The organism is Ferrimonas kyonanensis DSM 18153 (genome assembly GCF_000425405.1).
Classification (GTDB): domain Bacteria; phylum Pseudomonadota; class Gammaproteobacteria; order Enterobacterales; family Shewanellaceae; genus Ferrimonas; species Ferrimonas kyonanensis.
In genome coordinates this window covers 420550-434751 of the sequence record NZ_AUDJ01000002.1, presented here as the reverse complement: position 1 = coordinate 434751, position 14202 = coordinate 420550, and the positions used below count along the sequence as shown (strand labels likewise).

16 protein-coding genes and 1 riboswitch are annotated in these 14202 nt (G+C 52.7%); of the genes, 8 read left to right on the top strand and 8 right to left on the bottom strand.

Annotated features, from left to right (window positions below; translation table 11 throughout):
• Positions 1-93: 93 nt before the first annotated feature.
• The 8 genes from H598_RS0104505 to H598_RS0104485 all read left to right on the top strand — a co-directional run bounded on the left by H598_RS0104505 (position 94) and on the right by H598_RS0104485 (position 4178).
• Complete coding sequence (locus H598_RS0104505) at positions 94-291, top strand: hypothetical protein (RefSeq protein WP_156896933.1); 198 nt, start codon at positions 94-96, stop codon at positions 289-291.
• A gap of 221 nt (positions 292-512) precedes the next feature.
• Positions 513-938: a hypothetical protein gene (locus H598_RS25900; RefSeq protein ID WP_084144322.1), complete on the top strand. Its 426-nt coding sequence runs from the start codon at positions 513-515 to the stop codon at positions 936-938.
• A gap of 163 nt (positions 939-1101) precedes the next feature.
• Positions 1102-1566, top strand: coding sequence for a DUF3592 domain-containing protein (locus H598_RS26390; protein WP_156896932.1), 465 nt, complete (start codon positions 1102-1104; stop codon positions 1564-1566).
• A gap of 185 nt (positions 1567-1751) precedes the next feature.
• Complete coding sequence (locus H598_RS26385) at positions 1752-2108, top strand: hypothetical protein (protein WP_156896931.1); 357 nt, start codon at positions 1752-1754, stop codon at positions 2106-2108.
• Between the two features lie 108 nt (positions 2109-2216).
• Complete coding sequence (locus H598_RS26380) at positions 2217-2636, top strand: hypothetical protein (protein WP_156896930.1); 420 nt, start codon at positions 2217-2219, stop codon at positions 2634-2636.
• A 27-nt stretch (positions 2637-2663) separates the two neighbouring features.
• Positions 2664-3095 (top strand): hypothetical protein, encoded by a 432-nt coding sequence (locus H598_RS0104495; RefSeq protein ID WP_028111937.1) that lies wholly within the window; start codon positions 2664-2666, stop codon positions 3093-3095.
• 244 nt (positions 3096-3339) lie between these two features.
• Positions 3340-3696, top strand: a complete 357-nt coding sequence (locus tag H598_RS0104490) for a hypothetical protein (RefSeq protein WP_028111936.1) — start codon at positions 3340-3342, stop codon at positions 3694-3696.
• A gap of 134 nt (positions 3697-3830) precedes the next feature.
• Positions 3831-4178 (top strand): 5-carboxymethyl-2-hydroxymuconate Delta-isomerase, encoded by a 348-nt coding sequence (locus H598_RS0104485; protein WP_028111935.1) that lies wholly within the window; start codon positions 3831-3833, stop codon positions 4176-4178.
• A 7-nt stretch (positions 4179-4185) separates the two neighbouring features.
• Here H598_RS0104485 and H598_RS0104480 read toward each other — a convergent pair whose 3' ends face one another.
• The 8 genes from H598_RS0104480 to H598_RS0104445 all read right to left on the bottom strand — a co-directional run bounded on the left by H598_RS0104480 (position 4186) and on the right by H598_RS0104445 (position 13813).
• Positions 4186-7365 (bottom strand): HD domain-containing phosphohydrolase, encoded by a 3180-nt coding sequence (locus tag H598_RS0104480; RefSeq protein ID WP_028111934.1) that lies wholly within the window; start codon positions 7363-7365, stop codon positions 4186-4188.
• A gap of 274 nt (positions 7366-7639) precedes the next feature.
• A complete protein-coding gene (locus H598_RS0104475) occupies positions 7640-8230 on the bottom strand; it encodes an HvfX family Cu-binding RiPP maturation protein (RefSeq protein WP_028111933.1) in 591 nt (196 codons plus the stop codon).
• 70 nt (positions 8231-8300) lie between these two features.
• Positions 8301-9140, bottom strand: coding sequence for a DUF6279 family lipoprotein (locus H598_RS0104470; RefSeq protein ID WP_156896929.1), 840 nt, complete (start codon positions 9138-9140; stop codon positions 8301-8303).
• A 51-nt stretch (positions 9141-9191) separates the two neighbouring features.
• Positions 9192-9989, bottom strand: a complete 798-nt coding sequence (locus tag H598_RS0104465; RefSeq protein WP_028111931.1) for a crotonase/enoyl-CoA hydratase family protein — start codon at positions 9987-9989, stop codon at positions 9192-9194.
• A 68-nt stretch (positions 9990-10057) separates the two neighbouring features.
• Entirely contained in the window at positions 10058-10840 is a 783-nt protein-coding gene (locus H598_RS0104460; protein WP_169629212.1) for a phosphotransferase, read from the bottom strand.
• Positions 10830-11405 carry a nicotinamide riboside transporter PnuC gene (gene pnuC / locus H598_RS0104455; protein ID WP_084144330.1) on the bottom strand — a complete coding sequence of 192 codons (576 nt, stop codon included), beginning with the start codon at positions 11403-11405 and terminating at the stop codon, positions 10830-10832. Before pnuC ends, H598_RS0104460 begins: the two co-directional genes overlap by 11 nt.
• 34 nt (positions 11406-11439) lie before the next feature.
• Positions 11440-11700, bottom strand: coding sequence for a YkoF family thiamine-binding protein (locus H598_RS0104450; RefSeq protein WP_028111928.1), 261 nt, complete (start codon positions 11698-11700; stop codon positions 11440-11442).
• A gap of 10 nt (positions 11701-11710) precedes the next feature.
• The gene (locus H598_RS0104445; RefSeq protein WP_028111927.1) at positions 11711-13813 is read right to left on the bottom strand and encodes a TonB-dependent receptor; all 2103 of its coding nucleotides are present in this window, start codon (positions 13811-13813) and stop codon (positions 11711-11713) included.
• 56 nt (positions 13814-13869) lie between these two features.
• A riboswitch (TPP riboswitch) is annotated at positions 13870-13973 on the bottom strand.
• Between the last annotated feature and the right edge of the window lie 229 nt (positions 13974-14202).

Genomic DNA, 14202 nt, shown 5'->3' with positions numbered 1-14202 from the left:
GATAGGCGCACAAGCGCCGCATAGTAGATGTTAAATTGAGAGGCATAGTATGGAAACTATGGCCATAAACATCATAGTTTGTGGATCTATGGTTTGGCTTTTATTCTTCTGGCGGCATTACTGTTTGATGTTTTAGATAGTTCTACATTGGCAGTAATGAGCATCGAGGCAAAAGAGGAGGCAGTAGCTAAAGAGTTAAAAGAGGTTAAATCAAACTTAGCAATTTGGACCTATATCGGTCCAGCGGCTATTGCTGCTATTGGTGTTAATCTTATTAGCGAGTTCTTATAGAGAAAGAAGCCTAAGAGCTAGAGTCTCCAATTTAACAAGGCTCTGTAGACGGACTTCATCCAGACCGGCTTCGCTCGTTCCTCGCTGAGTATCGCCGAGCGGTCTGCTTCCGCTAAGAGGAGCGTTATAACTCGATGTCATTCGCAAAATTCGTTTACATACTGGCAGCCATTCTAGGCTAATACACTGTTAATCATTCATGAATTAAATTAGGTGAAATAATGAAAATTAAGCTATTTGTATCATTGGCGGTTTTATTTGGTTTGGCTGGATGTGCTTCTAAACAAGATATTGCAAAAGCTGAATTTGAGTCAGTGTTAAAGGATTCAGGATACTTCCAGTGTTCCTACGAAGATTTCAAGCTTCAAGGTGGAAAGTATGTCAAACATATCGCACACCAGGCTCTAATATTTGACAAATTTAATCATGAACTCACGGTTCTTAGTTTATCGAAACCGTCACCGAATGGTCAAGTTGAAGAATCTAATATTACCGATTCTTTTGTAAGCGGTTATTCCGTTAGAGGAGATAGAAATAGAGGCTTTGATATTAAATACTATCGAAACACTGCAAATATGCACTTTGATTATATATTTAGAACTAATGGCAAAGGTGAATCAGAAAGCTGTATTTTTATCGATAAATAGAGTTATGACAAAGCATTTAAGACAGATACCAAACGCATGATCCTTTTCATTTCATCGATAGAATCTGTATTTATTAAATTAAATAACCACCCATTTTAAGATCGACCTTAGCCCACTAGAAAATCCCATTTAGTGGGCATTATGCATCAACTGAGAAATCGTTATGACTCTTCGTTTTAGCTATAAATGGAACCCGCGACCTAAAATTCATTTGGCTATTGCAGTATCAATAGCTTTGTTTACAGGCCTTCTTTCTTTCTATCTATATTTTGATACGATTAAAAATTTGTCTGCTTCAACTGTAACTAAGGGTTTGGTAGTCGAGTCAAAAATAAGCGCTAGCGGCATGCATACACCGATAATTAGTTTTCAAAGAGGGGAAGGTGAAACAGAGCAGTTTGTATCAAGTTTATCATCGAGTCCTCAAAAATATTTTATAGGAGACATCGTTGATGTCATCGTTAGTGAAGAAACAGGAAAACCTAGATTACTGAATTTCTTCTCTATATATGGGCTAACCTCTTTTGCTGCTTTGTTTTCGACAGTCTGTTGGCTAGGCTCGTTGAGTATTTATTTTTTTAAGAGTCCGCAATGCGTAAGATGCGGTAGCTTTAGAGCTCCCTCATAAGGGATGTCTGATTGAAATATTCCTTATGGTCAGAACTCTTCGAATAAGTTGGCTCGATGCCGCTTTGCACCATACTTTATCCAACTGCTAATCACCGCTTACGGCGGCATTAAGCACCTACTAAGATTATGAAAAAAATTATAATTTGGACTCTAGGTTCGTGCCTTCTGGGGTTGTCAATTCTAATGATGCTGCGTATTGCATTAAGCAGCTTCGTTGGTGAATGCGATAATATTGAGTATGCCTCTATTCCTAATCCAGACGAAAGTTATCGAGCGGTTATTTTTCAAAGAGATTGTGGTGCCACTACTGGCTTCAATACACAAATTTCAATCTTACAGTTTAATGATGACTTAACCGACTCCGCTGGAAATATCTTTATCATAGATGGTCACCCAAAGGACGTTGCTCCTACAGTAAGCTGGGCTTCTGAAAATACATTAATCATTCATCATGTGCTAGACGGATCTGAGTACAAGTCAGAGCGAGTGTGGGGCTGGTTTGGCTCAGTAACAATAAATTACAGCACAAGTGGTAGTTAACAAGCCACCGTAGGAGATTTTCAGCCAGCCCGGCTGCATTCGTGCCTCGCCGAATATAGCCGGACAATCGGCTCCAGCTAAGTGGAACGTTATGTGTCAGGAGGTAATTTGAAACCACTGAATTATCTGATAGTGTTTTTTCTATCAGTTCCTGCATATGCCGAAATACCTAAGTCTATTCTTGGGCATTATGAGAGCTCAGCACCAAGTTCATGTAATCTAACGATTGAGTTGTCACAAGGTAGCAATGACAACCTTTATAAGGTTACAACAGATGCACGCTCTATTACTGGCCATGCCATCCTAAAAGAACAGTATATGTTTTTTTCTGGTTTAGTTTCTTCAGAGTCTGTCGGTAATAAAGAGATAAGCGCTTTGATGGAAGATGGAATTTTGCTGATTCAAAACTATGGCAATAGCATTAACCCATATACGTTTTTTGCTGAGTGCGAGGAGAAGTATCTAGTGCTCGAAAAAGTTCACACTCAACAATCACTGACACCTGACAGTGAAGCCGACCCGTTTTAGTGGACACCAAAATTCAAGGAAGTAAATATGCCCCAACTAATAGAACATATAGATAAAATTGCAAGGATGAAGAACAGAGATGTTCTTTACCTTGTCTTCACCAATGAAAACAAGTGTGAAGACGACTCTATTTTAGGTGATTTACTATTTGATTACGAAGATCATGTAACTAGAGCAAGTGTTATACGATGGTTAGAGGAAAACAATATCCCTTACCAACCCTGTGCCGGAGAAGCCAGTGAAAATGGTTACTCGTCATACAGTGGTTCCTTGTATCTAGATGTACCCTATGATGAAAACAATAGCGATTTTATTAAACTATCCGAATATCTGGAAAACCCAGATGGAACGATGAAAATAAAATATGTTTTATTCGGATATTTCACACTGGAAATGGCTAATAAGAACAAGCATCACGATGAACCTGGCTTTTGGTCGAAATGGGCCGAAAATCTTTAGGAGTAAACAGGCGTAGCATTTCTCACTTAATGGGTTAATTGTAACCGACCCGACAACTACAGAACGGATTTTAAAGCTAAGAACTCTCTTAGGCTTCAGAGGCAGATTTAGCCTCCTAAGCGGTCCTGGCTTTGACCTTACTTAATTAAAACAACATTTACAAGGTAATAAACAGAGAGAAAAAATAGATTACAGACTCTTAATGAATAAGATTAATCTGTTCTTTAATATGGATTTTTAAGTAATGCGTAAACTCTTTATATCAATGTTCTTTGTCATGCTACTATCTGGCTGTGACTTAGATGTGGCCATTCCTGTTCCCAACAAGATTTTTGGTACTCAGAATTTTGTTTCTGCAGTTTCAATCATTGAGCTCCATAAAGTTAGAAATGGTTCATACCCTTCTAATTTAGATGAGCTTGAATTTTTAGGACAATGGGACAGCATCTGGCTGTCTGCAGTTCGCTATGAAAAAACAAACAATGGTTATAATTTGTTTGTTGAACGTGGTTGGGTCGGAAAACCCAACTTAACGTTTCCAGAAAAATTTAAACAGGGGCTTGGTATCGAGAAAACCAATGTGACCTGGATAGAACCATAATTGTTAAAAGTACTCCTGGCTGAAATTGAAGTTGTCCCTTGCAATAATCCATTAACTGTCAGTGCCCTGCCCCATTCGAACTCAGAACCGGCCATGCTATGATGCCGATTCTATTCCAGCCACCGAGGCCCCTTATGCCCCACTTTGTCATGGACTGCTCCGCCGAGGTCCTGCATCACTATGATGAGGCCAGCGTCCTCGTCGACTTACACCGGGTTGCCGTTGATAGCGGTCTGTTTAATGAGGCTGACATTAAGGTTCGGGTTCGCCCCTTCTCCAGCGGTTTGGTGGGTGGTTCTGACGCCACCTTCATCCACGTATTCGCCTCTATTATGAGTGGACGCAGCACCGAGCAGAAAGCGGCGCTGTCGCGAGCCGTAGTTAGCCTGCTGAGCCAGCGCTATCCAGAGGTTGCCAACATCGCCATGAACGTGTCTGAATTTGAAAAAGCCAGCTACTGCAATCGGCGCATGCTGACCTGACTCAGGGTCAGGCCGAACGGCGCGGATTCAGATAGGCCTCTACGTCCACCTCATCAATCTGCGCCTCAGACAGATACTCACGGGCGTATGTCAGGTACACGCCACTGGACAGGAACAGCGAAAATACCTTGGGATCCACGTGCTCATCCAGCACCATCTTATGCAGAATGTCGATAGCGACACTCAGTGGCTTGGCCTTTTTATAGGGCCGGTCGTCGGCGGTTAACGCCTCAAACACATCCGCCAGCACCAAGATGCGTTCGCCAATAGACAGATCTTCGGCCTTTAACTGTCTGGGGTAACCAGTGCCCTTCAGGGTTTCATGGTGGGTTGAAGCAAACCGGGGCACATTGGCCAGCTCCGGAGGAAACGGCAGGCTCTCGAGGATCTTGATGGTGCCCACCATGTGCTCGTTGATACGGAAACGCTCTTCGCTATTGAGCGTGCCCTTGCTGACACTTAGGTTGTACAGCTCACCCAGTTGATTCTGCAGTTCTGTTGGCTCCAGGGTAATCCCCAGTTTCGGGTCATACTCCGGCCGACGTGGCCAGGAAATGCGGTGTTCCGGCTTGTCTGCCAACAACCTTTCAGTCACCGGCAACCGCTTATTTGCCGACGCCGGAGGCTGAAGACGCCGCTCTTCCGCTGGCGACAACCCGAGCCGGTCGTCGAAATGGCGAGTCCAGGTGCGGTCACCGATGCGGTACAGGCGCTGCACTTTGTCCTCACCCATAAACTCACTGCCGACGTTGCAGTTGGCCACAAACTCAAACTCCTGCTGCAGCGTGTTCTGTTCACTGAGCTTGCGGGCCAAGGCGGCCTGGTGGTCATCGGGGCGCTCGAGGCAGGCATTCAAATAGGCAATCTCACAATCACGCCACAACACCTCGAACCGGGTCCGAATCTCATGGATGCGGTTGTAGTTAGTCTCCAGCTTACTGCCCTTATCCACCACGTGTTCCGGCGTGCTGATCTTGCCGCAATCATGCAACCAGGCTGCCAGCCTGAATTCTCGGTATTTGTCTTTGTTGTCGATAGAAAAGCCGTCAAACGGTGGCGCGACGCTGCGGCTGGCTTGTTCAGCCAGCATCAGCCCGAGCTCCGGCACCCGCCGACAGTGTCCGCCGGTGTAAGGGGATTTGTCATCGATGGCCTGAGCAATCACCTCAATGAAGGAGTCCATCAACTTTTGTTGCTGGGCCTCATGGGTGGCTATGGCGGTGGACATGTCCACCAAGGAATCGGCCAGATCATCAATTTCCTTAATCACCGAATGGCGCTTGCTGACCAGATGATACTGACGCCGTTTAATTTTGCGGTTTTCTGCGGCCAAATCCCGTATCGGATTAACGATGGGGTTCGCCAGCACGTAGCACAGCGGCAACATTAGCAGGATGATCAACGAGCTGACCGCGATAGACAGGTACACCTCCTGACGGCTGGCCGCCAGCACATCATCGGCATCGAGCACCAAGCCAAAGTAGCTGTCATGGCCATAGCCCAGAGGAGCGATCAGCACAAAGCGATCTCGCCCATTGATGGACATCTCCACTAACGTCTCCTGGCTGTCCGGAGCAGCGGCCAGAGCCGTCAGCGCCTGATACGGCACGGTGTTGGACAGGCTGGCTTCGGTGGCGTCATCGGGGTTAAGCCAACGATTTTCCAGGTAAGCACGATCCTGGTCGCTCACCCGAGCCAGGGCGCGATTCATCAGTGGCGCCAAGGGCGCCAATTCAGGCTGAAATACGAACCTCAGGTCGGAATCAAACGCGATGTCGCCCACATCGATGCCGGTATGAATCGTTAACCCGGACAGGTAAAACACTCGTTGGTGGTAAGTCAGGGTGACTTCGGTTTCCAGTGCCGCCTCGGCGTCGCCCTCAATCACCGCCCGCATAGCTTCGGCTACCGAGGCCACCTCCAAAATCCCGATCTGTGGATGATGGCGGCGAATCTCCGGCACGATGGACCACCCAGCCGGCACAGCAATGATCCGGCCACGCAAGTCGGCAAGGCTGGTATAGGCCGGTGCGTCGCTGCGGGTTGCCAGCGCCATCGGCATCGCCACCAACGGGTCGGAAAACACGCCCCAGCTTCGGTTTTCATCGGTGCGGTACACCGGCGCCAGTACATCGATGTGGCCGGCATCAAAGTGCGCAGTTAACTCAGACCAGGACACGCCATTGATGTATTCCACATTCAATCCCAGGCTGGCGGCCAGCATTTGGGTCAGCTCCACCACGTAGCCTCGAGGCTGACCGGAGATGGCGTAGTCCAGCGGCGCCCAGTCACGCTCGTTGGAGACGGTCACCGGGTTGATGGATTTCAGGTAGACGCGCTCGCTGTCCGTTAGCGGTACCGGCGCCAGAGTTCGCCGCTGCTCAACCGCCACCGCCTGATTAGAGGCAAACAGACGACCGTCGCCGGCAAACAGGAAGGCTTCCCCTCCGTGAATGGGCGTGCCGTTGTTCAATTGTGACGATAGGAAAGCCGACATGGTCGACAAGGCAATGTCGACCGCCACCACTACCCCGCTGTCGGCATTCTTCATGGAGAACGTCTGCCCCGGGGCTTGAAGGTGCTGAAACAGGTAGGGTTCGGTGCGCTTGGCCTGATAGGTTGAGGCGATCTGATACCAGGGCCGGGTGCGGGCATCGTAGTCTGACACCACTTCTGTGCGGCGACTGACTCTGAGGCTGTCGTCCAGAAACAGGGTCTGCTTAACGCGCTGGCCCTGACGGTCCTGAATGATCACTTTGACGAATCTGTCCACCAAGGATGCGCCCAGCCGCTGCCGGATTTGAGGGCTGGCTTCCAGGTTAATCAGCTCATAGAAATCGCCATTGGCCAGCCCCAAATAGACCGCGTAAAACTCCCCGTTATTTTCCAGCAAACTGGCAAACAACGGGTCCACCTCACCCACCTGAACCTGACCGTTATCAATCAGCGCGGCATTGTGGGCCAACAGTTCGACACTGTGCGCGGCTTTGGTGCTGACGTCATTCACCCGATCCCGAGTGGTATTGGCCAGCATGGTTGCTTGCGTGGTCACCGCTTCGGTAGCCAGTTTGGAGGCGAACAGATACTGCAGCCCAATGGCACAGGCGGCGGTGATCAGGGTGCCGATAACAAACACAAACACCACGGTAACCCGAATGGACACGCCTTTGGGCGCAGTATGGGACATAGAACCGTCTCCCTCTCCGTTAGTCCTTTAATCGAGGGTGTGACGCAAGCAATCTCAGGGGACAGAATGAAGGAACGATGGCAATCCACTGCCGGCGCCCATACCTGCTCACAATCTCTTGTCTATGGTTCTAAAACTAACTGGATTTGGGTGGCATGAGAAGAGATAAATGCCCATTAAATAGACAATTATTGATTTTCGGGAATCGGCGAATCGATGCTGGCAGCACTCGAGTGCACCGCGCCCGCTTGCCGCGGGCACGGCCTAAGAGAGGTTAACGCTGTTTAGGACCAAAGAAATGATCCAGGCTGGTGTACTTGCCACCGCCCAGGAAATAAAGCGCCAACAGCATCACGAAATAGGTAATGGAAAACTCGATGCCGTTATTGAGAATCACCAGCTTGCCAGAGGACGTCAGCCAGTCGTAGTTGCCGTACTCCTCAAGAATCGCCTTGGCCCGATCGAGTTTTTCCGGGGCCGCCATTACCTGCTCATTGGCCAGCCAGCTGGAGGCATCGGCAATGGCCAACCAGCCATTTTCCCAGTGCACGGCAAACGCCGCCACCAGCATGGTCACCATCAACGGCAAGCTAATGAGCCGGGTGAACAAACCCACAATCAGCAGAATGCCGCCAAAGAACTCGGTACCGGCCGCCAGACCGGCCATCAACTCCGGAAACGGCAGCCCTAATCCCCACTCCGGATTACCGAACCAGGCGGCGGTGTCTTCGAAATGACTGAGCTTGTTGTAACCGGCCTGAATAAAGATCGGGGCCAGATACAGCCGAAGGGCCAAGGGCGCCAGCCCTTCCAGAGATTGGGTTGCGCGAAAGAATCCTTGCCACAGGGAGATTAGAGCCTGCATAACCGTGTTCCTTTAACTTTGACTACTGACAGGGTAGACCGGTACCGCGCTCTCCGGCTTTCAAAAAAAGCTATTTTTTCGATAAATCAGCGAGATCATCTATCAAGGATCCTAGTTGACGATTCAGTCTTTTGCGCTGTTTTCCTGTCAGGCTGTTATTGATCTCCACCAACGACTCGGCGAACAGGTGCTGATTGACGCTCAGCTGGTCTTTGTATTCCTGCGGCCGCACGCTGTCCGGGTTCACCAGCAGCACCGCCAGTTCGCGTCGCAGTTCCGCCCCATTGGTTCGATTGAGCATCGCCTGATGAAAGCGCTCCTGCCACGCTTCCCGATAGGCCACCCACAAGTCCATCGATTGGTGGCGCTGACGATTAAAGTCATCCACCGCCTGCGCCTGCATCGGTGTCAACTTACCCACCCAGCGCTTCAGGCTCTTGGCCATGCGCTTGTTGGAACTGACAACCCTGTCGTCCAGATCCCGCTTCAGATACCGGTCGATGTCCTTCTGATTCTCCTCCCTGATCACCGTCATCATCTGTTGCACCTGCGCGTCGCTGAACGACTGCAGCAGCGGCACCAACTTGGGCATCAGATGATCAAAGATACGAAACCAGTGTTGTTCGAGCTGAGTCAGGTGCGCCTGGGCATCCTCGGCGCTGAACCCCTGATCCAACTGGGTGCGGAGCTGGTGCAATTGGGCATGGTATTTAGGCAGCTCATCGTATCGGTGCCACTCCAGCAAATCGTCGATCATCCGCTGCAACTGGCGTTCCTGATCACGATCGAGATCGACGTAATCCTCGACCTGCCACTCGATGATCCAATCCAGCCAGTTATAGACAAACTTGGTGCTGCAGCCGCTCAACACTACCGCCAGAGCAACAATCACTAACCCTCGTGCCTTCACTCACTTCTCCCTATTGGTGCCACATCGTACTCCTTCGATGCCAGTAATCTATCAGTTGGAACCATCGGATTCCTCAAAAGTTCCATGGCGGCCAGCGCCTTGGCGAAAGCGACGCGCTCCTGCCAGCCCTTCCTGCTGCAGTACGGTCGCCGCACAGCGGCCCTCAGCCTCCAAGGCACGCTCCAACGGCAACGACCACTGCGCCAGGCAACTGAGTCGATCGGCCTTCATGCATTGCTGAGGAAACTCGGTCAGCGACGCCGCCAACTGCAACGCCTGTTCCAGCGCCTGGCCCTCGGGCACCACCCGGCTGACCAGGCCCCAGGCCAAGGCTTCGGCCGCGGCCACCGACCGGCCGGTTAATATCATGTCCAGGGCCCGGCCCTGACCAACCAAGCGTGGCAACCGCACGCTGCCACCATCGATAAGTGGCACCCCCCAGCGGCGGCAAAACACCCCAAATTGAGCCGTGTCGGCGGCCACTCTCAAGTCGCACCACAGCGCCAGCTCCAACCCTCCGGCCACGGCATAGCCCTCCACAGCGGCAATCACTGGCTTACTGAGCTGCATTCGAGTGGGCCCCAGAGGCCCACTCCCCTCAGGTTCGATGCGATTACGGCGGCCAGGATCGTCTACCGCGTGCAGATCCGCACCGGCACAGAATTGGCCGCCGGCACCGGTCAGCACCGCCACCTTAAGCTCGGCTCGGGAGTCAAATTCGATGAAGGCGTCCTGCAGCGCCGTGGCTGTGGGGCCATCTACGGCATTCCTGCATTCGGGTCGATTGAGAGTCACAACCCAGATTGAGCCATGACGGGCGGTGTGTACCGCGGTTGCTGTGGTGTCCATGGCATCCTGCCTGTAAGGTCCGCAATCCTTTACCCTAGCGGATTCCAGAGATGAATCAAGCCAGGAGCTCAGTACCGATCTTGGTCAAGCAGACCCTGATAGCGACTCAACCACGGTTGCAACTGAGCCTGGTCTCCGCCCTGAGCCAACGCGTGTCGGCACCAGTCGATAGCAGTAGCCAGGTACAAACGGCGAGCACCGGCCAATGCCCTCAATTCGGTGTCATTCAGCGGCTGGCCCACTGCGACGTAATACTCTCGCCACAGCGGAGTCGCGATCTGCGGTCCCCACTCCACCTCAAGGCAAGCCAGGTCCCACAGCGGGTGGCCCCAGTCGGCATACTCGAAGTCGATGAGTCGATATTCACCGTCCTGGCTCAACCAGTTGCCCCGACCGGGGTCGTGATGGCACAGACCGGCGGGCAACGCGCTGGCCAGCAGCTGAGCCTGCCACTGGCGGGCCATTGGCCAGCGCTGGGCACACAGCCCGGCGGCATAATCCCAGGGCTGTGGCGCTGCGGGCAGGCGGTGAAACGCCAGCAGCACCGCCGTGGCGTTGGCGGCGACCAGGGTGCCTGCCGCCTGGCCCCAGCGCTGCATCAGACAAAAGCGGTGAGCCGAATCCCAGTGAATCAACGTTGGCGCCAGCCTCTGTTGACCGGCCAGCTGCCACAGCCTCGATTCCCGTTTGCGATCGACCCCCATGGTGGCCCAGGCATCGTGGACCCGCATCAAGGTAGGCTGCGCCGGGCCAACGACCTCAAACAGATTGTTGGCACTGCCGCGGGCAAACGGCCGCAGACTGAAGCCCTCATAGCCCTTCAGTTGATGGAGCAATGCTTCAGGCCGCAACGGCATCATCCTGGCTGCGATAGGCACTGCGCCAGCTGAAATAGCTTGCCAGTGCCAGACCGACGTAAATCACGAACAAGCCACTGGTCAGGACCAGCCCCTTGCTCATGTACAGATAGATGGACACCAAATCGATCACCACCCAATAGAGCCAGTTCTCAACCACCTTGCGGGCGGTCATCACCGTACCCACCACCGCAAAACAGGTGGTGGCCGAATCCAGATAGGCCAGGTCCGCGTGGGTGTAGTTGTCCATCACGTACCCCAGTCCCAGCGCCGTCAGCGCAGTCAAGCCAATCAGACGCACGTGGGTACTGGCCGACCAAGTCTGGTAACTCAGACCATCACCGCGACCGCCGTAGCGCCACTGCCAGAAGCCGTACAGTGCCATCAACAGGTAGTAGCCATTGAGCACCGACTCCATCAGCAGCGACACCTCCCAAAACAGGACGGTATAGATCAGGGTGCTGAAAAACGCCGCTGGCCAGCACCACAGGCTGCCACGCATAGCAAACAACAGATAGGCCAGGGCCAGCACCACGGCCACCCCCTCCCACAGGTTCATGGCACTGGCCTGAGCCAGTGCCTCGGTCAGGGCATCACTCACTGTGGTCAAGATCGACACCGCCAGGAATGAATTTACACACAAACACCCCCTTGCCCCACTGCTGATGGGCGGCCTTCATCTCGGTGGCTAGCAGCGCCATCACGGTATCGTAATCGCCGCCAATCTGGGTGCTCATGGCATTGGTTTTACGCTGAATCTCAGGATAGGAGTCCAGGCGGCCGATGAACCATTGAATCGGTGCCAAATAGTTATCCTGAAGCGGGTAAAGGCTGATTTCTACTGACAATTGCATTGCCAACTCCTTAGAAATAGTCGTAGTTAAAGGTCACGCCGAACTGCTGAGGATCGCCGTAACGGATGTACTGTTTGTCGGCCCAGTCCTGATCCGGCTCGTTACCGAAGTAGAAGCCACGCACGCCGTATTTCTCATCGGTGAGGTTACGCCCCCACAGGTACAGCGACCAGCTGTTGGCTTCGTAGCCAATTTTGGCGTCCAGCACCTGGTAGGGGTCGGACACCGAATCGTTGCTGTCGGAGTAGTAGAATTCGTCTTTACCGGACAGGTTCACATTGGCAAACCAGCCCTGGTCGTGACGGTAGGTGGCGCCGACGGCAAACTGATAGTTGGGCGCATGGGCCAGCTCGCGGCCACTGAGATCCCGGAAACTGTCTTCTCCCAGCTGCAGCACGTAGTCACCGTACTCGGTTTCCAGCCAGCCGACACTGCCGTGCAGCTGCAATGACTCCGTCACCTGGTAATTCAGCTCCAGTTCGGCGCCGTAGTTATTGGAGTCGGTGGCGTTGCTGGTGTACAGCACAAAATCGCCACTGCCCGGCTCCTGAACCGACGCTTCCACCTGCTGGTCCTGACGGTCCATGTAGAACAGTGCCAGCGCCGACGTCAGCGCCCCGTCCAGCCAACGGCTTTTCAACCCGATCTCATAGTTATACAGGGTCTCGGTGTCGTACTGGGTCTTGTCAGACAGAAACTCCGGCAGCCCCATGTTAAAACCACCGGCCTTGTAACCTCGGGCCACCCGTACATAGCCGTTATGGTCGGCATTGAACTGATAGCTGGCCGACAAGTGACCGCCCCACATCGACTCGTCGGTGTCGAAGGCCTCACCTTTGCTGTCGCGGTAGCTGGCATCGCGCTGTTCCAGGCGCAGGCCAGCGGACAGGGTCCAGCGACCCAGGCTGCTGTCCAGTTGACCAAACACCGCTTGGCTGTCGGCGTCGTAGTCGGAGCTTTGATCCGAGAAGTAGCTGCCGCTGGCGTCGTAGGCTTCGGTAATGGCCAGGTAGTTCGATTCTTGCAAATCGTTGGCATACACCCCCACCAGCCAGTCGGTGGTACCGGCAAAGATGCGTCCCGCTTCGCGGGAACTGAGGCGCAACTCCTGGCTTAGGGTGTCGCGTTTCAGAGCCTTGCTCCAGTTATAGACATAGACACAGGGCTCGCCATAGCAGGTGCGGTCGGCCCAATAGTCGTCGTTGGCCCAGTCACCGTCGTAGGCGTGAGTGGCGTGAGTGTTGCTCCAGCTGGTAATGGCCCGCAGCGCCAGCGCCTCATTGATGTCGTAGTTCAGGTTCAGCGATGCGCCATTGGTGCGCTGAGAGTCCTCTCCCGGGTTGTCGGTGATGGTGTCAAAACCATTGTTGTCCAGGGTCCAGGCGTCGTAGCCGTTATCCAGATCCGCGTGCAGGAAAGTCAATTTGGCCTGCAGTCGGTCACTAGGTTGCCACAGTAACTTGGTTCTCAGGGTCAGTTCATCGCGGGCGTTGGTGTCGTCCCGGCCCAGATAGAGGTTGTCGCGAAAGCCATCCTGCTGGTTAGAGTGCACCATTACCCGGTAGTTGAGGGTGTCGGTGGCCGCACCGGAGACATAGCCACCGTAGGTCTGTTGGTTGTCTTCGGCCAGGGTGGCGGTCAGGCCAGACTCAAATTCGTCGCTGGGATCCATGCTTTTCACATAGATAAGCCCCGCCAGGGCGTTGGCACCGTACTGAGTACCCTGAGGGCCACGAAGCACCTCTACCTGCTGCAGATCATACAGACTGGCAGCCATTCCCAGCCCGGACAGATCGATGTCATCGACGATAAAGCCGACCGAGCTGTTGGGCGCCCCCTTGTAGTCCTCCTGCTCACCGACACCACGGATCTGGAAGTAACGGGGACGAGAGGTGGCACCGGACCAGTTCAGGTTCGGAATCGAGTCCAGTATCTGTTCGAAGTGTTCACCACCTTCATCTTTGATGGCCTGGCTGTCGACCACGGTGGCTGAGCCAGGCAACTGCTCCAGCTCGATGTTGCGAAGATCGGCATTAACGGTGATGGTTTCGATCTCTTGGGCATGAACCGCAAAGGAGACCGCAAGGGCAATCAGGGAAACTTTGGTACGCATGACTTTTAGACGTCTCTTAAAAACTAAAAGGGATACGACCGGATTTTGGGCAGGGATATCAAAGGTTAGACCTTTCCTACGCCGGTATTATCCGGATCAGGTTCGCGGGTTCTCCAGTTGGAATCTCAGTATCTGTCGTGATACACCCCGAGGCAGTCGCCAGTATATCAGAGTTGTAACAACAACGAACTCTGAATCGAGCCTGAACCGGCTTTCCGGCCAATATTTCCGCAACAAGCCACCTCAGAGCGATAGCCGCTGACGATTCTGATCCAATTCAATGTTGTAAATTTCACTATTATTGAATAGCTTGAAACTCAAAGTGCGAATACGGTCGCTGAGGTTCGGTAAAGGAGTCTGAACCCGGCCGGAAGAGTGCAGACGCACAG